The sequence below is a fragment of the Labilibaculum filiforme genome (genome assembly GCF_002843315.1).
Taxonomy (GTDB): Bacteria; Bacteroidota; Bacteroidia; order Bacteroidales; family Marinifilaceae; genus Labilibaculum; species Labilibaculum filiforme.
The window spans coordinates 101,779-121,410 of record NZ_MVDD01000012.1 but is presented as its reverse complement, the minus strand read 5'-3'; the positions used below and the strand labels follow the sequence as shown (position 1 = coordinate 121,410).

The following is a 19,632-nucleotide window of genomic DNA, read 5'->3' as shown; positions in this document are numbered from 1 at the left end:
CGGCATACGAGATGAATTTAAATCCTCGTGTCTCATCAAACTTTTCTGCTGCCTTAATCAAACCTAAATTACCTTCGTTAATAAGATCTGGCAGACTTAATCCTTGATTTTGATACTGTTTCGCAACCGAAACAACAAAACGTAAGTTTGCTCTGGTAAGTTTCTCCAAAGCTTTTTGGTCACCTTTTTTTATTCGCTGTGCCAATTCAACTTCTTCCTCTACCGTAATAAGATCTTCTTTACCTATTTCCTGCAAATACTTATCTAACGAAGCACTTTCACGATTGGTAATTGATTTGGTTATCTTTAATTGTCTCATAGTCCCTTTTCATCGAAATATTTTGCAAAATTATACTTTTAAAAACTTAAAGTCAAAATTAATTGCTCTTTTATTCGAATTAATATTATTTTCCCGTTTAATTTCTTAATCTTTATCATTTAGAGAAAAAGCGTAGTATTTAACGCTTCCATCCGGATAAATTCCAGAGATAAATACACCACCATCTTTCACAGTCTGAAGTGCATTTTTAATATCATCTACCTTAAAAATTGGTGTTTCATTAATTTTATAAATAATAAAACCTTCTTTAATATCCTCATCCTTAAACTTTCCATTGCGCAGACTCTTAACCTTCACTCCTCTGTTTATTTGAAGACGATACTTCTCCTGCGTTGATAAAGGTTCAAATTCAGCTCCAAGAAAAGCCAGATCTTTTGATTTAATAAGGTTGGTATTACCTAGCTTATTACGTAAGACTACGTCAATTTGTTTCCTTTCCTCATCTCTTTTTATTAAAACCTTAATTTTATCACCAGGGTGGAACTTACTGACTTGTTCTTGCAACTCCGCACTAGAATTTACAACTTTCCCATCTATATTCAATATAATATCTCCTTTTTTAATTCCAGCAAGCTCGGCGGCACCATCCTCATTTACCCCTGCGACATACACTCCCTCAATCTTATCAATTTTAAATTCTGATGCTAAATTAGCATCTACCGTACGAATAGATACCCCAATAAATGCTCTTTGCACTTCTCCATAATTTTTAAGATCTCCGATTACTTTTTCAACAATGGCAACCGGAATTGCAAAAGAATAACCCGAATAGGAACCTGTTCTAGATTCAATTGCTGTATTAATGCCAATTAATCTGCCTTTAGTATCTACCAGAGCACCACCACTGTTTCCAGGATTCACCGCCGCATCGGTTTGTAGAAACGACTCGATACTCATTTGGCTCCCATTTAAACCTAAATTTCTTGCTTTTGCACTAATAATACCAGCGGTTACGGTAGAGGTAAGGTTGAACGGATTTCCTACAGCAAGAACCCATTCGCCCAATTTTAAATCATCCGAATTTCCCAGATCCATTTTGGGCAAATCCTTTTCATCAATTTTAATTAGAGCCAAATCGGTGTACGGATCATTACCTACTAACTTCCCTTCGTATTCTCTTTTATCGTAGAGTACAATATTTATTAAATTCGACCCTTGTACCACATGATTATTAGTAACAATATACCCATCATCAGAAATAATTACTCCAGAACCTGATCCTAAACTAGCTCGTGGTTGTTGACTCCTGCTTCTATCGCCAAATAAAAAGTCGTAAAATGGATTGGACTGATATTCCTCATTTGAAAATAGTGTTTTCACATGAACAACCGATTTTACAGACATTTCAGCAGCATATGTTAGATCTACCTGAGGCACATTAACAAGTGCATGATTTGCAAGCTGAGTCGTTCGTAATTCAGGAGTCGTAATAATTCTTTCTTTTTTATCGCTAAATAAAACAAATAATAAGATGGCTACAATACCACCTAAAATAGCAATTCCTAATTTTCCCAAAAACAATTTAAATTTCATCTGAAAAAACTTTAATAATTAATAATTATATGATATCTGCTTACCCATAAACAGGATGTTTTTCTCATTAAAACAAAAATAAACGCAGAATGTTGCTTTTTACTTCTAAAATAAAAATCAATTTATTTCATGGATCAAATAATTTTGATTTTCTTGAGTGTCGAAATAACTGACACCAATAAACCACTAGTATTCGTAGAACAATTTTAACGATATAAGTTCTATAAGTGTTTATAATTTATTGGTATTTAACACTTCTTAACAAGATTTAAAAATGAAAGTTAAATTTTCAAAATATCAGGGAACTGGGAATGATTTTGTCTTAATTGATAATAGAAATGGGAATATTGCACCTGATAACTTTTCATTCATCGAAAAACTATGCGACCGAAGATTCGGAATTGGTGGAGATGGATTAATGTTACTTGAAAATGAAGACGGATTCGACTTTCGGATGAGATATTACAACTCGGATGGAAAAGAAGGCAGTATGTGCGGAAATGGTGGTCGTTGTATTGTTGCTTTTGCTTATCGTTTAGGTATTATCTCCGAAAAAGCACGTTTTATAGCAGTTGATGGAGAACACGAAGCCAAAATTATTACATCCGAAGAAGCAATTCAGGTTAGCCTTAAAATGATTGATGTTTCGGACATAGAAATAGGGGAAGATTTTTACTATCTAAATACTGGCTCCCCTCATTTTGTGCAATTTATTTCTGATCATGAAAATTTTGACACCTATACCGAAGGAAAAAAAGTTAGGTACAATAACCGATTTTCGGAACAAGGAACCAATGTAAACTTTGTATCCATTGAAGATCAAGGCTTAAGAGTAAGCACCTATGAAAGAGGCGTTGAGGATGAAACTTACTCCTGTGGAACTGGAGTTGTTGCATCGGCAATTAGTGCTAGCTTCAAAATAAATCGGAACAACTTTAAAATTCAAACCAAAGGAGGAGTTCTGGAAGTTCACTTTCAGAAAATAACTGAAAAACAAATTGAAAATATCTGGCTAACAGGACCAGCAACACATGTTTTCGATGGCACTCTCACAACTTAATAATTGAATTCTATTTCTACCACACCATATGAAATTTATTCTTGCTAAATTTATCGAAGACCGAAGTATTTCCAAAGTATTTTTGGTTTCTCTTCTCGCTACATCTTTTTTCCTCATATCTATAATTGGGATTTTTTGGGTGCAACAGGCAAGACAAAAATTTGAACAAGAATCGAAACAAATTCAAGACGATTTTTATCGAATTCAGGAGAAAACCCTACAGCAAGAAACTCAAACACTTATTAATTATATTGAAAACGAGAGGGAACAAACAAGAAATGCACTAAAAAAAGACATTTCCGGCAGGGTTTTCGAAGCGCATTCTATTGCAACAAACATATACAATAGCTGTAAAAACACCTATAGCGAAGAGCAGATAAAAAAACTTATTATTGATGCTTTACGCACTGTTCGTTTTAATAATGGAAATGGGTTTTTCTTTATAAATAGCTTGTCTGGAATTGTACAGATGGATTCTGAGAATCCGAAATGGGAAGGACAAGATAAGCTTTCCTTAAAAGATGTTTTTGGGATTCCAATTATCAGAAAAGAAATTGAAATTGCCAACACTAAAGGAGAAGGTTACACCAACTACTCTTGGCAATCGGAAGAAGGGCAAAAAATTGATCCGAAAATATCCTTCGTGAAAATATTTAAACCCTTTAATTGGTATATCGGATGCACCCAATATGTTGATAATTACCGACTAAATATTCAAAATGAAATTTTGGATAAAATCACATCCATGCGATTTGATGAGAATTTTACCATTGCTGTTTTTCGTTTTGATGGAACTTGTTTAGCGCACACTCGCAAAGAACTAACCGGACGAAACCTATGGAATAAAAAAGACAAGAAAGGTAAAAAAGTAGTTCAAGAACTAATTACTAGAGGAACGGATAAAGACGGAGGTTTTGTTACCTATTTGGATCCCTACCAAATAGGACCCGACGAAGCTATTACTAAATTAATGTTTGCTAAAAGTTACAAAGACTGGCAATGGGTAATTGGAAGCGGTATTCATATGGGGGCACTCACCCACTCGATTCAACTCAAAAGAGAAGAGTTAAAAACTGCAGTAACTGGATATTTCATTAAAGTAGGATTGACCTTTTTACTGGCAATTATTATCATTTTTACTTTTACGAGCTTTATTGTAAAAATTAGCAAATCGGGACTAGATATTCTAACCCAATTTTACAAAAGTGCTGCAACGGACTCTCATGTCATTGACATATCGAAGTTACACTTTAAAGAGTTTAAGATTATTGGAGAACATGCCAATGAAATGATATCGAAAAGAAAATCGATTGAGCACCAACTGAATATTGAAACGGCGTACTTTGAGCAACTCTTTGAAAACTCACCAGAAGCAATTGTAATTACCGATAATAAAAGTAAAGGCTTAAAAATAAACAAACAATTTACCAGTCTGTTTGGCTATACAAAAGAAGATTTAAAAGGGATCGTAATAGATACACTACTTGCCGATGAAACAAAGCAAGACGAAGCATATAACTTAAATTACCTTACCTCAAAAGGTCAATTAGTAGAAATTGAGACGGTTCGAAAATGCAAGGACGGTAGTTTAATTGATGTTTCAATCATGGGAAATCCGATTGAAGTAAATGGCAAGCAAATTGCAATATTTGGCATTTATAGAGATATCACAGATAGAAAAGAATATGAAAAACACTTACGGGAAGCAAAAAACAAAGCGGAAGAATCGGATAAATTAAAATCCGCCTTTCTTGCAAATATGTCGCATGAAATTAGAACGCCAATGAATCACATTCTTGGCTTTACTGAAATAATTACTTGCCAAGAAGTAAACGACAGTGAACGCCAAGAATACGGAGCCTTAATAAAGCAGAGTGGTATTAATTTGTTACAACTTATTAATAACATCATCGATTTATCGAAAATAGAGTGCAAACAAATAAAACTATTTCCATTCGAAATTTCGGTAAACACAGTACTTTCTGAATTATATGAAAAATACTACCTCTACAAAAATAACAATCAAAAATCTCATCTCATTCTGAAAATTCAGAAAAGCTTAAACGATGAAGATTCTATTATTTATACCGATCCAAATCGATTGGAGCAGTTACTATCCAACTTAATAGAAAATGCCATTAAATTCACTAATGATGGCTTTATTGAATTTGGCTATTATCTTAAAGATGAAAATAAGATAGAATTCTTCGTAAGCGATACTGGAATTGGCATTCCGAAACAATCCTTAGAAAATGTTTTTCAGAGTTTTAGGCAAATGGATGGATCGGACACCAGACAGTATAGTGGAACCGGACTCGGATTAACTATTTCGAGCCGACTAGCGGAAATACTTGGAGGAAGCATTAGAGTTGAATCCGAAGAACAAAAAGGCACATGCTTTTACGTAAACCTTCCTTATAACAGGGACACTTCAAAAATAGAAATAGCAGAAAATATTGAAAAAATCACATACGATTGGAAAGGAAAAAGTATTCTTATCGTAGATGACGAAAGAAATAATTTTTCCTATTTTAAAGCAAGTCTGGCAAAAACCAATGCTGAATTATTATGGGCAAAAAATGGTAGCGAAGCCGTTGAAATTTGTCAATCAATTGCGATCGATCTTGTTCTTATGGATATTCAAATGCCAATCATGAATGGTTATGATGCAACACGAGAAATTAAAGCCTTCAACTCACAAATTCCAATTATTGGTCAAACCGCTTTCTTTCAAAAAGAATACAAACAGAAAGTAATCGCCTCTGGTTGCGACGACTACCTGTCAAAACCTATTAAAATGAGCAAACTACTCGATTCTATTGAGAAACTCCTTGTTAAAAATTAGTCCCATTTTGTTTTTAATAATTCTTTTTTATAGCTCTGAACATATGCTATTGCACTATCATAATCATTTACAAACCTATAATAATCTCGATAATCTTCCTTGGCAAAATTCTCCTGATAAGAAAGCTCAAATTGATCCTTTAAAAAATCATAAAACCCATCGGTATTAATAAACACAATCGGTAGGTTATGATATCCTAATTGCTTCAAGGTTATTACTTCCAGAATCTCTTCGAGAGTACCAAAACCACCTGGCAAAGCAACAAATGCGTTCGATTTTTCGCGTAAAACTTTTTTCCGTTCCGACATATCCGAAGTAATGATCAATTCGTCTAAAAAGTCGGCAGTTAATCCATAATCAGCAATTAATTTAGGAACAACACCAATTACTTTGCCACCAGCCTGCTTCGCGGAAACTGCAACTTGATTCATCAACCCAACATTGGTTCCTCCATAAACTAAATTGTAGCCACAAGAGGCAATTGCTATTCCCAAATTTTCGGCTTCCTGAAAATACTTTTTATCTACAGAATTACTGGAAGAACAAAACACACAAATATTCATATTTTTTACATTTATAATTTGCAGGAAAATTATTCATTTTGTTTTACACAACAAATAATAAAACACAAATTTGATGATTTGGTAATAATAAAAAAAGCCCTTGAGAGTTAACTCAAGGGCTTCAGCTTCTTTATTTAAACCTTATGCATCAATGTTCGCATAAGTTGCATTTTTCTCAATAAATTCTCGTCTAGGAGGAACTTCATCACCCATTAACATAGAGAATGTATGATCTGCTTCTGCAGCATTATCAATAGTTACCTGGCGCAAAGTTCTAGCTTCTGGATTCATTGTTGTAGTCCATAATTGCTCCGCACTCATCTCTCCAAGACCTTTGTAACGCTGAATGTGCATAGAAGATTCTTTTCCCCCACCCCATTCGTCGATTAAACGCAAACGCTGATCTTCATTCCAGCAATATTGTTCGTTCTTTCCTTTTTTCACCAAATACAAAGGAGGTGTTGCAATATATAAATAACCACTTTCGATTAATGACTTCATATATCGGAAAAAGAAGGTCATAATAAGAGTAGCGATATGACTACCATCGACATCGGCATCACACATGATAACGATTTTGTGATAACGAATCTTCTCCACATTAGCCGCTTTACTATCCTCTTCGGTTCCAATTGTAACTCCTAAAGCAGTAAATATATTCTTGATCTCTTCACTTTCGAAAACTTTGTGTTGCATGGCTTTCTCCACATTCAGAATTTTACCTTTTAAAGGCAGAATTGCTTGAAATTTACGATCACGACCTTGCTTAGCAGTACCACCCGCCGAATCACCCTCGACAAGGAATACTTCGCAGTTAACTGGATCTTTATCTGAACAATCAGAAAGCTTACCTGGAAGTCCAGAACCTCCTAATATTGTTTTTCTTTGTACTAATTCACGAGCTTTTCTAGCCGCATGACGAGCCGTAGCTGCCATTATTACTTTTTGCACAATTGTTCTAGCATCTTTTGGATGTTCTTCCAAGTAATTCGCCAACATTGTACTTACAGCCTGATCAACAGCAATACTAACTTCCGAGTTTCCTAATTTTGTTTTTGTTTGTCCTTCGAACTGAGGTTCTGCAACTTTCACAGAAACAACAGCTGTTAATCCTTCTCGAAAATCATCCCCACTAATATCAAACTTTAATTTAGACAACATTCCAGACTTGTCTGCAAATGCTTTAAGAGTTCGGGTCAATCCTCGACGGAAACCTGTTAAGTGAGTTCCTCCTTCGATTGTATTAATATTATTCACGTATGAGTGAATATTTTCCGAATAGGAAGAATTATATTGAAGTGCTATCTCAACAGGAACTTCATTCTTATCGATTGAAACATGAATTGTTTCTTCTATTAAACGCTCTCTTGTACTATCAAGATATTCAACAAACTCTTTTAATCCTTCTTTCGAGTAAAATGTTTCGAAACGGAACTCGCCTTTGTCATCCACATCCCGTTTATCGGTAAGATTCAATCGAATTTCCTTATTAAGGAAAGCAAGTTCTCTTAAACGAGCCGCTAAAATATCGTATTTATACTCTGTAACCAAGAAGATAGAATCATCTGGTTTAAAAGTAATATTTGTTCCGGTATGATTTGTCTCCCCAATCACTTTAACATCTCCAAGAGGAGCACCTTTTGAATACTCTTGATGATATACTTTTCCATCGCGATGAATTTCTGCGGTTAAAAGTATTGACAATGCGTTCACACAAGAAACACCTACACCGTGCAATCCACCAGATACTTTGTAGGAACCTTTATCGAATTTACCTCCAGCGTGTAAAACCGTCATTACCACTTCTAGTGCCGACTTGTTTTCTTTCGCGTGCAGTTCTGTAGGAATACCACGACCGTCATCCTTAACGGTAATTGAGTTATCCTCATTAATGAATACATCGATATTGTTACAATATCCACCTAAGGCCTCATCAATAGAGTTATCTATCACCTCATACACCAAATGGTGCAAACCTTTCACATTTACATCACCAATATACATAGAAGGGCGCTTACGAACCGCTTCCAATCCTTCTAATACCTGAATACTATCAGCTGAATATTCATTATTCTCGTTTGGCTTTTTTTCTAAATCACTCATTTATCAGATCTTTAGTTGTCAATCAAACAATTTGATCAATAATCATTTCATTATTGATCAAATCATGATCTTATATTCTAATCTATTTTTTGTACAAAAATTAATTTATTCTCAGGAAAGTTTTTTTTCTGTTTAGATCAACAAAAATCAGCAATAGAAAGAAAGATACAACACATTCATTACCAATACATTAATCCACCACTTACTCCTAGAGGTAAAAGTAAAACAAAGATAGTAAAAATGATCAATTTACGGGTTGTTTTATTCAGAAAAATCGTGCTTGGTATTAGTTTTTGACAAACATTTTTTTAACGCATTAACCGGAAGGTAAATGCGTGCCTTTATGTTTATAATTCCATGGAATTGCTTCGTCGTGGTCTTTTCATTTTAAATTTAATGATGAAACTATCGATATCAGCACCTGATTTAGTACGTCCGTACTCACGAAGTTCAAAGACGGTAATTACATTTTTAAAATTTTTAGGCATTGCTTTCCACATCTTGTAAAAAACGACCTGAACATTTTCCAAATCGGCATCTTCGAGTTTTATTTTAAGCACCTCTTTGCTTTTTGGCATTGCAAACACACCCACTCCATGCGAATCCCAATCAATAGCTTCTTCGGCAACAAAAGCCATATTAAGCGTATCTCTAGTAATATCAAACAAGTAAGTTATTCCAATATCCTCTGCTCCCATCTCCATTAAAACTTCGAGTGGTTTTTGATCATTATTCACAGAAAGTTTCCATCGCTCGTCAGTTTGAGCAGTAAGCTCCGCTCCAAATAAAAAAAACAGGAGAACAAATGGAAGGAAATATTTTAATTTATTGATGATTTTAAAATACATAATTTCGATTGAGATTTAATAATTATACTAAAACTAGCAAAAAGCATGCAAAAAACAATTTGCAAACATAAGTAAATTAAAAAAGGATGTTCTATTAACAGAACATCCTTTTGAAAAATACTTTTAAAACGGCTTAAAACACCACTTTTACACCCAATAAAAAATTAAGTCTTTGAGATGGATATCCGTCCCATTGGTAATACTTATCGGCAAATAAATTATTTACCTTACCAAAGGCTGTAAAATGCTTATTTAGGCGATAACTTGCTCCTACATTTAAATCGTACACGGCATCTAATGTTTTTACCGTAGATCCTATACTAACAGGTCTCTCGCCCAAAACATTCACCCCTGCCTGAAAATTTAAATCGTCGGTAAAAGCGTAGGCTGCATTTACATTCATTTCGAATTCTGGTTTGTGCCAAGCTTCTGCTTGTTTATCGAGAGTATATTTATTATACCAAACCGCAGCATTCAGGTCCAATTTATCGCTCCAACCAATATTTACTTCAGCACCCAAACGAAGCAAGCTAATATCATCGTAAACTACATCGAATTTATTCGAATAAGTTGGACCGGAATAATTTGCATTTGGCGCACCAGCATTTCTTTTTACAAAAAAGTACTGATCGTCAACCGAACTGTATTCTGCCGATAATTTAAAGGAGGAATTGGATGATAAACTGCCTTTTATTCCTCCAAACAATCGGTATTTTTGATTGGATGGCATTACATTTAAACCTGAGTAAACGTATGGATTTTCAGCAACAATATCATTGTATTTATTCATTTTCAAATCCCCATCCAATCCTGTGAATAAGGTCATAATGCCATCAATCACCTCTAAATCGATAGCGATATCTGGATATAGCTTGGCTTCGGAATCGTCGCCCATGGCAAGTACTGTATTTACTCCTAGTTTTAGGTTTAGTTTACCGGTTTGTAACGAATATTGAGGATTTAGGTCCCAAACCAGTGTATTTCTTTCTAAAGTATTTCCCAACTCTTCCCAATCGATAATTCCATCGGTTCCAAAGTAATCAAAAGCAGAAGTCAAACTCCATAAACCTTCTCCCCGGCGAATTTTTGCCACAGCATTAATTACTACATCATTCTCAGTTACCAAAATATCATCGGCAAAATGCTCATATTGCAAACCAGCACCAAAATTTAGTCTTTCATCGTCTTTAAATGTAGTTTGAAAATCAGCAGCCAAACCCAAACGATTCTGAACCTGCTCGTTGTAAGGAAATAAATTCACATAATTAGCAGCAACATCATTACTTGACTGAAAACCGAAAAAATCGTAGCCTTTGTGCTCGTAATAGACTTTTCCGCTAAGCTTACCTTCATCCAAATACACACTACCATATACTTCAGCCAATTGCTCGGTCCAATCGGGCTTAGCTTTACGACCATTTTCCAACTCTAATTTTCCGTTGGTAGAATAATGACGAATATGAATTCCAAAATCGCTAGTTTTCGAGCGTTGGTTATTGAATCGATAATCCCCGAAAAGGGTTGAATAGTTACCTCCAGCCAATGTTAACGTGTGACTATTAATAGATTGCAAAGGCTCGCCAACAATTCTAGCGGCAGGAATAAGTGCGGGTGAAAATCCTACAGCCAAAGGCTTTGTTTGTATAAAATAGGAAAACGAAGGTGTAAAAGTTGCGGTATCCTGCACCACTGGCAATTCACCAATTCGTTTCGATTTATTTATTTTAGGTTGATAAGCAGTCTTTACTTTTACTTCCTTATTTAAATCTCTTTCTTCCTGTGCATAAGAAACTGAAAATACCAAGCTAGTTATTGCAAGAGTGAATATGATCTTTTTAAACATTACTTTTTTTATTAGTGGTTAATTACTTGATGTCTAGTCTATTTAGCATTTTTTCCAACATTATCCTCTCCTCGTCCATCTGAAGAGAATCTGATTTTTCTGAAGATTTTTCGAACAACTTATTACTTTCGGTACTATCGGCTCCTTCGAACTGGACTTTTACTTCTTTATTAACAATTTTTTCCTGGGCCTTTTTCTCACCAGCCAAAAGAACATCTAATTTTGCCTGTGCTCTTTCCATTATACCATCGTTTTTTACAGCATAATTATCGACAATACTTTGCAAGGTGTAACGTGCCTGAAAAGGATCGTTCTTTTTTAGAAAAACATCCGATAATAAAAGAAAACTTTCTGCTAACCAGTAATGATGCGGCGAATTCATTTCAATAAACTCATTGATTTCTTTTTCGGCCATATCGTATTGTCCTTTCTCCAAATATATTTTTGCCATCAGGTATTTTGCTTCGGCACCTTCGGCAGTTTTTGTTTCCTTAGCAACCTCTTTAAAGTCGGTAACTGCTGCAGTTGTATTCGCCAAATTAAAATAAGACTTGCCTCGTTTATATTTTGCTTCGCGAATTAATTCTTCCTGTAATTTAGGAAGTTCGAGTACATCGCCTACTGCCTGAATTGTATTCTGATATTCTTTTAAGCTATACACTGCACGCATGTATCCCACTTTAGCCAATTTTACATTCTCAGGAATTTCGGCCATTTGTGCCAATCTTGAAAACTGTTTTTTTGCCTGCGTGTAATTCTTATTTCTATAATTTAACTGCGATGAAGCCAATAAAGCCCTCTCGGTAAACAAATTATTCGGACGACTTAGTACTTGTTCGAAACCTGCTAGTGCCTCGTCGAATTTTTGTTGGTTAAGGGCCGCATCGGCTTTGTAAAATTGTGCATTTAATTGAAACATTCCATTTGGGAAATTCATTAAATAGTCTCCCAAAGCATTTGTTCCTTTTTCGGTTTCGCCCGACATGTATAATCGTTCGGCAGAAATATAGGAAAGAGAATCTTTCTCTGAAGTACGAATCCCTCCTCCTTCATTAACCGACTCTGCAAACGCAAAATAGTCGTTCACATTATTCATATCCACATAAACATTCTTTAATCCCATAAATGCGCTTTTCTTTTCTTCGCTTTGCGGATATTTTATCACCACCTCTTTGTAAGCGGCGATAGCTTTTTGATACTCTTTAGCATTATAATTTAGCTGTCCGAGTTGCAATAACGATTTAGGTGCATAACTACCATTGGGAAATTTGCTTACCAATTCTTTATAAATAGATACCGCTGTGGTCTGATCGTCTAACTTTACTTTTGCATTTGCCAATTCGTACAACGCATCATCCAAATATTCCGAATCGGGATGAGAAGTACGTATTTGTTGTAATAACCGCGATTTTTCGGCAGAGTCACCCAATAATCCTACAGAAAGAGCTTGCTGATACAAGGCATAATCGTTATCCCATTTACTTGTATTTACTGATTTACGGTAATACTCGGCTGCATTTTTGTAATCTCTATTTAAGAAGAAACAATCGCCAATACGGTTACAAGCATCCGAAACATAGTTACTTTTTTCGTTGTATTGATTCACAAACTTACGAAACCAATCGGAAGCCTCATTGTACTTGTCCTGCTCGAAATAAGCATAAGCAATATTGTAGTAAGCGCGCTCGTAATATTCCGACGCTCCCGAACCCGGCGACGACAAAAACTCATTGTAAAGAGCTGTTGCCTTTGTAAAATCGCCCATGCGATAATTCGCTTCGGCTTTCCAATAAATACACTCTGCAGCAATCTGAGAATTATAGATTTTGTATTCCAGGGCAGCATTAAAAGAATCTATTGCCTTGCTATAATTTAGTTGCTTCATCAGCTCTAATCCTCGCAACCAGGAAACTCTTTGGTAGGCTTTTTTTATCTCAGGTGTTTTTTTAGCAATTTTATCCATAGAAAGTAAGGCGTCGCCATAATTCTTGGTGGTCATGTACACTTTCACCAAATAATCGTAGGCCTCATCGTTACGATCCGAATCGGGATACTTTTGCAAATACTCATCAAAAGCTTTAATCGTCTCGTTAAAGGGAGAATAAGAAAGTTCGTAAGTTAATTTTGCAAAATTAAACAAAGCATCCTGTTGCATATTTTTATCAAAATCCATTCTGGCGGTACTTGCAAAAGCCACTTTAGCACCCTGCTTATCGCCTAATTGTAAGGAGCAATCGGCCAAGCAATAATTAGCAACCATTAGTAGCTCATCATTTTCACCACCAACTTTCTCGAATTGCTCCACCGCTTCGCCAAATTTCTTTTGTTTGTACAAACAATATCCATAAGCAAATCGATCCTCCCGAGAAAAGCTTTTTGTTCCTTTATCCAGAAATGGGATTGCCTTTTGATATTCTTTCAACTGATAATGGGAAAGCCCTATCATTTTTGCAATTTCGTCGCTACGCGTAACTGAGGCATCCTCTAAAAATTGCGGTGCATATTCAATTACCTTGGTGTATTTCTCTTGCAGATAATAAATTTGTGTGATATAGTAAGGAACAATTGGCTGAAAGGTTTTATTCTTGATTAGCTTTTCGAAGCCATTTAATGCCGTTTGATAATTCTCATTTAAATAAGCAATATGGGCATAGTAATAATTTGCCGGTGCGTTATATTCTCCCGACACCTCGATGATCTCGAAAAAGAATTTTCGTGCCTCTTCATATTTTTTCTCTACAAAATAGGAATATCCCATTTTAAACTGATACTCAGTTCGCTGATCGGAATCTAAAGCATAAATATCTACCTGCTTCAACCACTCCAAAGCATCCTTATATTTTTTAGAACGATATTGTTGTCTGCCAAGCTGAAAAAAGGCAGCTTGTTTTAAATTACTTTCGGGATGTTTTCGAATGAAAGCTTTCATTTCCTCTTCGGCCTCGGGGCGAAAAAGCTCGATAGAACACCAAGCCATGTAGAAATCTGCTTTGGTAGATCGATCGGAATAAGCATCCTCTTCCATTTTTACAAAATCGGCAAATTCGTGTCTTGCGCCGCCATAATTTTTATTTTGGAACATTTCCATGGCCGATTGCCAAAGCTGGTTACTACTTTTATGGGTTAATGATTTTTGGGCCTGCGCTGTATATCCCAAACATAAAAAAAACAGGGAAGTCAAAATCCACAAATTACATTTGTTTCTCATACTGTATTGCGTGTGTAAATATAACAAGTAAAAACGTTGAACAATTACGCCTTTCAGCGACTAATTTACGAATCGATCCCGACTCACAAAATCAGCCTTAAAGGTATAAATAATCTGTAAGCTTATTGTATTTCAAACGGAGGAAACAAAGAAAAATTGCAAACTGTTTTGATAAAGAAAAAGAGCAATAAAAAACCTTCTGCCGAAATAATTTTTTAGATTTGTATATCAACATACAATTTGAATTCTAAAAAAAACGAAATACATGTCCGAATCTCCTATCATTGAACTTAAAAATGCAGTTATCCGTCAGGCGGATAATATTATTCTAACCGACGTTAGTTTAGAAATTGAAAAAGGAGAATTTGTTTACATTATCGGAAAAGTAGGCAGTGGCAAAACCAGTTTAATGAAAACCCTGTACGCTGACCTGCCAATAAAAGAAGGAGGAGGCTCTGTTGCCGGATTTTATCTTCCTATCATTAAAACCAAACAAGTTCCTTTTTTAAGACGAAAAATAGGTATCGTATTTCAAGATTTTCAATTACTAACCGATCGTAATGTTCACGCTAATTTGGAATTTGTTTTAAAAGCTACCGGTTGGAAAAATAAAAAAGAGATTGATAATAGAATTGAGGAAGTACTAAGTAAAGTAAATATGGGCAAAAAAGGATACAAAATGCCACATGAACTTTCGGGAGGAGAACAGCAACGAATTGTGATTGCCCGTGCCTTACTGAATTCTCCGGATATTATTTTAGCGGATGAGCCAACGGGTAATCTTGACCCTGAAACCTCGGATGAATTGGCTGAATTACTAATGGATATCAGTAAAAATGGACGAACTATTGTAATGGCAACCCACCAGCACGATCTGCTAAAAAAATTCCCTGCTCGCACATTAGAATGCAAAGACGGAAAAGTAATTGAGATTTCGAATCCAAAAACCGATGTTGAGGAAGAACTTGAATTAGAGTAAACCAAACCGGAGAAAACTAAAGGCTTGCCACAAACTTACACCAATCAGCACTTGCGAAATAAAATTCCATACCATAAGGATTTTGAAAAATTGAAGCTAAAACACAGCTTAATTTTTCCGCTCGCTTTTATTTTTTTGATTTGGGCAGTTAAGCTGTTTGAATGGGGTCTTGGTTTGGACTTGTACTATTTAGGAATTTTCCCTTTACACAGTAAAGGTTTAATAGGAATTCTCACCAGTCCGCTAATACACAAGGATTTTAGTCATTTAATGGCCAATACCGTACCCTTTCTAGTATTAAGTTGGGGCATCTTTTATTTTTATCGGCCTCTTTCGTATCGAATATTTATACTTTGTTATCTTACCGCAAACATCTTGGTTTGGCTGGGCGCGCGCGAAGCCTACCATATTGGTGCCAGCGGATTGGTTTATGCTTTTGCATCCTTCCTGTTTTTTAGTGGAATTATTCGCAACCACTACCGATTAATTGCCATCTCGTTTATTGTCGTTTTTTTGTACGGCGGTTTATTTTGGGGTGTATTTCCGATCCTAACGGATGTTTCGTGGGAAGGGCACTTATTTGGTGCTTTCTCTGGTTTAATTTATGCTTTGGCTTATCGCAACCAAGGACCCAAAAAACCAATAGCCATTATTTCGGAAGATGACGATTCGATTCCTGAGGAAATTTGGAATTCGGAATATTTAGAAGATAAAGAAGTATTAAGGAAATGAGCAATAAGCTGTAGTTTTAAGCTCCTTTTTCTTTATAAATAGATGGCATACTCCCCTGCGGTGAGCATGCCATCTATTTATAATTCGTATTTTATTTCTTTTTATAATACTTCATTGCCTCTGGCAAATAAGCCTTTAAATCCGACACACGAGTTTCGTCGGCAGGGTGAGTCGACAAGAATTCTGGTGGTTTTTGACCTCCACTCTCTCCCATTCTTTTCCAAAACTCAACTGCTTCGGCAGGATCGTATCCAGCCATCGCCATAAATATCAAGCCCATTTTATCGGCTTCGGTTTCATGAGAACGCGAAAATGGCAACATAACACCAACATTGGTACCAACACCAAAGGCAGTCATCCAAATTTGCTGTGTTTCGGCAGGTTTTTCGTTTAGCGCCAATGCCAAGCCTTGTCCTAAATACTGAATTCCCATTTGCTGACTCATTCGCTCATTACCATGACGAGCAATTGCATGGGCTATTTCGTGTCCCATTACTACAGCCAGACCAGTTTCTGTTTGAGTATATGGTAAAATTCCTGTGTAAAAAACCACTTTACCACCTGGCATACACCATGCGTTAGGCGTATCATCTTCCACCAAATTAAATTCCCAAACAAAATCAGAAATACGATCGCTTAGTCCGTTTTCGTTCATAAACTGCTCTACCGCAGCAGAAATTCTGGCACCACAAGCTTTTACCATTGCAGTTTGCTCTTTGTTGTCGGAAAGCTTGCTTTCCTTTAAAAAAGCATCGTATTGGGTTAAACTAGTCGCAATCATTTCTGTTTCTGGAAACAAATTCATTTGTTTTCTGCCGGTAATGGGTACTGTTGCACATGCAATTGCAAACAATAAAAATCCCGATAGCAAAATGGTACGCATGTTTTTTTTCATCGTTTTTTTATTTTTAATAGTTGTTTCTTTTATCATTCAATTCTTAGAGTTCGCTCCAAGTTATTAATATTAAACGCCCTTCGGGGTTTAAAATAAATAGTTACTCCTTATTTTACGGATAGCTACTCATTATTTACGGAGCGCTATCTCCAGTTGATTTAACAAATCGTTTACATTAGTAACGGGCAATTTGCACGACTGATTAATACAAAGATAAAAAGTTGTTTGCCCATTTACATATCTATTTTGCAGTAAAGGCAAATTACTTTCTGATGTACTCCCAGAAATTAAAATATTGGGCAAAAATAACTCTTCAATTTTTCGTTTCTGATTCACAGCATCCTCTCCCATAATAACAATTTCGACTGGAGGATTTGCTAACCAAAAATAGACTTGTCCCCAATTAGAATGATAAGATATTGTTTTTTCGAAGCGAGGTTTTATATTGGCAAGCATTTGCTTAGAACGCTCGATATATTGAGTCTTATCTAAGTAAGTACCAACTAAAAACAGACTTTTCGCGATGGAAGAATTGGAGGATGGAATGACATTATCGACCAACTCCATTTTGCGGGCAATTAAAGCATCATCTTCGTTCGAAGTATAAAAAAACATGCCTGACTTTTCGTCGGAAAAATGAAGCAGTACTTGTTCCAGTAAATCATTTGCTTTTAAAAGCCATTCTTCGTTAAAGCTTGCCTGATAAAGCGCCACAAAAGCCTCAATGGTAAAGCTATAATCGTCGAGAAAAGCATTAATTTTAGAATTGCCATCCTTGTAATTACGATGCAAATGCGCTTTACCTTTCCAAAGATGTTGCTGCATAAATTCTGCATTTTGAATGGCTCGATTCAAATAATTTTGGTCGCCCAAGGCTTTATACGCATCCACATATCCTTTTAGCATAAGCGCATTCCAGCTAGTAAGGGCTTTATCATCGAGTGCCGGACGAATTCTCTTGGTTCGTTTATGCAGCAAAAACCTTCTGTCCCTTTCTAATTTAAGCTCCAATTGTTTTACGGATATCTTGTATTTCTTCGCCAAGGACTTTTTATCGGTCTGAATCATCAGAATATTACCTTCCTCCCAATTCGCCGGATTGGTGATTCCGTAGAATTCACAAAACAGTTCCGAATCTTCTTTTAAAAGAGCATCTACTTCCGATTTTTCCCACACATAAAATTTACCTTCTACCCCTTCACTATCCGCATCGAGCGAGGAATAAAAACCAGCTTGAGGCAAACTTAATTCCCGATTTACAAACTCGAGTGTTTGCTGAATTACCTGCTTATATTCGGGAATTTTTGTAAGTTGATATGCTTCGGCATACAAACTTATTAACTGTGCATTATCGTAAAGCATTTTTTCGAAATGCGGTACTTTCCAAATTGCATCCACCGAATAGCGGGCAAAACCGCCTCCCACCTGATCGTAAATACCACCCATGGCCATTTTATCGAGCGTAAGCGTTACCTGATTGAGCGCCGACTGATCTTTTGTAAAATAATAGTAGCGCAGTAAAAATTGCAACGAATTAGGCAAAGGAAATTTGGGAACCCGATTGTTTCCTCCTTCACGGGAATCAAAATCTTGTTTCCAATTACGATATGCTTTTTCTAAATCCGCAACAGGGAAAGAAGACGCTTCGGCCTTTACCGTAATAATTTCGTTTTCGCGGATACCCATGGCCAATTGATTTGCTACCTGTTGTACTTTATCGGTCTCGTTAACCCACGCATTTTGAATGCCTTTTAGTACATTCACCCAATTACCGGCAGGGAAATAGGTGCCTCCAAAAAACGGTTTTCCATCGGGCATGGCAAAACAATTTAGTGGCCAGCCCCCACTTCCAGTCATCATTTGCACAGCATCCATATAAATTTGGTCGATATCGGGGCGTTCCTCGCGATCGACTTTAATACAAACGAAAAATTCGTTCATTACTTTTGCTACCTCCTCGTTTTCGAAACTTTCGCGCTCCATAACATGGCACCAATGGCAGGCAGCATAACCAATACTAATTAGTAATACTTTATTTTCTTTTTTGGCTTTTGCCAGCGCTTCGGGTCCCCAAGGATACCAATTAACTGGATTGTGTGCATGTTGCAGGAGGTATGGACTATTTTCGTGACTTAAACTATTGGTATGTGTATAATTCATATTTTTTTTCTGAGTTTGGGAAAATACAGCATTCACCGCACCAAGTATAAACACTAAAACCAGAGTTACTTGTGCTAATTTGATCATTTTAATTTCCCTTTACTTATTAAAGCAAGTTAAAGATAGAAATTATTTTTAATCATTTTAAATAAGGATGGGGAATTGGTAAAACACCGGAGCAAAACAAACGAAGCTAACAACGCAGTGAATTAAAACGCCCCACGAAGGGTTTCGAACTAAGTAAAATTCTTCATTTTTCCTAAAACACAAGCCCCTGCCAAACAAAGTTTTTCTTAACTATTTATATTAATACCGAATAAGTAAAGCCACTTTCCTATTTTTATTTTATTCTTACTTTTAGGCAAGTGTTAAACAAGTAAACTTGGCACTCCTATGATACATTTACACTTGAAGCCAAATAAAAAATACGAGACCTAGTTTTATTGAGGATACATAAGACACAAACCTATGGGTTATATCAGTGTAAGTTTTAAAATCAATAGAAAGAATAGAAATACAGCTA

General features: G+C 35.9%; 13 protein-coding genes. 4 read left to right on the top strand and 9 right to left on the bottom strand.

Annotated elements, in window-relative coordinates; translation table 11 throughout:
- Together BZG02_RS15195 and BZG02_RS15190 are read right to left on the bottom strand one after the other, a co-directional pair.
- Positions 1-319 (bottom strand): sigma-70 factor domain-containing protein (locus tag BZG02_RS15195; protein WP_281253701.1); only part of this gene is annotated, 319 nt, incomplete at its 3' end.
- Between the two features lie 105 nt (positions 320-424).
- Positions 425-1,873 carry a Do family serine endopeptidase gene (locus tag BZG02_RS15190; protein ID WP_101262291.1) on the bottom strand — a complete coding sequence of 483 codons (1,449 nt, stop codon included), beginning with the start codon at positions 1,871-1,873 and terminating at the stop codon, positions 425-427.
- Between the two features lie 274 nt (positions 1,874-2,147).
- On the opposite strand from BZG02_RS15190, the gene dapF reads away from it, so the two are divergent.
- A complete protein-coding gene (gene dapF / locus BZG02_RS15185) occupies positions 2,148-2,933 on the top strand; it encodes a diaminopimelate epimerase (RefSeq protein WP_101262290.1) in 786 nt (261 codons plus the stop codon).
- Between the two features lie 28 nt (positions 2,934-2,961).
- Positions 2,962-5,778: a cache domain-containing protein gene (locus BZG02_RS15180; protein WP_101262289.1), complete on the top strand. Its 2,817-nt coding sequence runs from the start codon at positions 2,962-2,964 to the stop codon at positions 5,776-5,778.
- Here the strand turns inward: BZG02_RS15180 and BZG02_RS15175 are convergent.
- From BZG02_RS15175 to BZG02_RS15155, 5 genes are all read right to left on the bottom strand, one after another.
- The gene (locus tag BZG02_RS15175) at positions 5,775-6,341 is read right to left on the bottom strand and encodes an LOG family protein (RefSeq protein WP_101262288.1); all 567 of its coding nucleotides are present in this window, start codon (positions 6,339-6,341) and stop codon (positions 5,775-5,777) included. The genes BZG02_RS15180 and BZG02_RS15175 overlap by 4 nt on opposite strands.
- A gap of 141 nt (positions 6,342-6,482) precedes the next feature.
- Positions 6,483-8,444 carry a DNA topoisomerase (ATP-hydrolyzing) subunit B gene (gene gyrB, locus BZG02_RS15170; protein WP_101262287.1) on the bottom strand — a complete coding sequence of 654 codons (1,962 nt, stop codon included), beginning with the start codon at positions 8,442-8,444 and terminating at the stop codon, positions 6,483-6,485.
- Positions 8,445-8,791: 347 nt separating this feature from the next.
- Positions 8,792-9,292 (bottom strand): hypothetical protein, encoded by a 501-nt coding sequence (locus tag BZG02_RS15165; protein WP_101262286.1) that lies wholly within the window; start codon positions 9,290-9,292, stop codon positions 8,792-8,794.
- Between the two features lie 133 nt (positions 9,293-9,425).
- Positions 9,426-11,135, bottom strand: a complete 1,710-nt coding sequence (locus tag BZG02_RS15160) for a TonB-dependent receptor (protein WP_101262285.1) — start codon at positions 11,133-11,135, stop codon at positions 9,426-9,428.
- A 22-nt stretch (positions 11,136-11,157) separates the two neighbouring features.
- A complete protein-coding gene (locus BZG02_RS15155; RefSeq protein ID WP_180335746.1) occupies positions 11,158-14,217 on the bottom strand; it encodes a tetratricopeptide repeat protein in 3,060 nt (1,019 codons plus the stop codon).
- 391 nt (positions 14,218-14,608) lie between these two features.
- On the opposite strand from BZG02_RS15155, the gene BZG02_RS15150 reads away from it, so the two are divergent.
- A complete protein-coding gene (locus tag BZG02_RS15150) occupies positions 14,609-15,322 on the top strand; it encodes a cell division ATP-binding protein FtsE (RefSeq protein WP_101262283.1) in 714 nt (237 codons plus the stop codon).
- Between the two features lie 51 nt (positions 15,323-15,373).
- Positions 15,374-16,054, top strand: coding sequence for a rhomboid family intramembrane serine protease (locus BZG02_RS15145; RefSeq protein ID WP_245868100.1), 681 nt, complete (start codon positions 15,374-15,376; stop codon positions 16,052-16,054).
- Positions 16,055-16,145: 91 nt separating this feature from the next.
- Here BZG02_RS15145 and BZG02_RS15140 read toward each other — a convergent pair whose 3' ends face one another.
- A complete protein-coding gene (locus tag BZG02_RS15140) occupies positions 16,146-16,949 on the bottom strand; it encodes a M48 family metallopeptidase (protein ID WP_245868099.1) in 804 nt (267 codons plus the stop codon).
- 129 nt (positions 16,950-17,078) lie between these two features.
- Positions 17,079-19,196 carry a thioredoxin domain-containing protein gene (locus BZG02_RS15135; RefSeq protein WP_218972256.1) on the bottom strand — a complete coding sequence of 706 codons (2,118 nt, stop codon included), beginning with the start codon at positions 19,194-19,196 and terminating at the stop codon, positions 17,079-17,081.
- Positions 19,197-19,632 lie beyond the last annotated feature (436 nt).

Coding starts and splice junctions, on each gene's coding strand:
- BZG02_RS15190 (WP_101262291.1), bottom strand. CDS start 1,873: ATGAAATTTAAATTGTTTTTGGGAAAATTAGGAATTGCTATTTTAGGT.
- dapF (WP_101262290.1), top strand. CDS start 2,148: ATGAAAGTTAAATTTTCAAAATATCAGGGAACTGGGAATGATTTTGTC.
- BZG02_RS15180 (WP_101262289.1), top strand. CDS start 2,962: ATGAAATTTATTCTTGCTAAATTTATCGAAGACCGAAGTATTTCCAAA.
- BZG02_RS15175 (WP_101262288.1), bottom strand. CDS start 6,341: ATGAATATTTGTGTGTTTTGTTCTTCCAGTAATTCTGTAGATAAAAAG.
- gyrB (WP_101262287.1), bottom strand. CDS start 8,444: ATGAGTGATTTAGAAAAAAAGCCAAACGAGAATAATGAATATTCAGCT.
- BZG02_RS15165 (WP_101262286.1), bottom strand. CDS start 9,292: ATGTATTTTAAAATCATCAATAAATTAAAATATTTCCTTCCATTTGTT.
- BZG02_RS15160 (WP_101262285.1), bottom strand. CDS start 11,135: ATGTTTAAAAAGATCATATTCACTCTTGCAATAACTAGCTTGGTATTT.
- BZG02_RS15155 (WP_180335746.1), bottom strand. CDS start 14,217: ATGTTCCAAAATAAAAATTATGGCGGCGCAAGACACGAATTTGCCGAT.
- BZG02_RS15150 (WP_101262283.1), top strand. CDS start 14,609: ATGTCCGAATCTCCTATCATTGAACTTAAAAATGCAGTTATCCGTCAG.
- BZG02_RS15140 (WP_245868099.1), bottom strand. CDS start 16,949: ATGAAAAAAAACATGCGTACCATTTTGCTATCGGGATTTTTATTGTTT.
- BZG02_RS15135 (WP_218972256.1), bottom strand. CDS start 19,196: ATGATCAAATTAGCACAAGTAACTCTGGTTTTAGTGTTTATACTTGGT.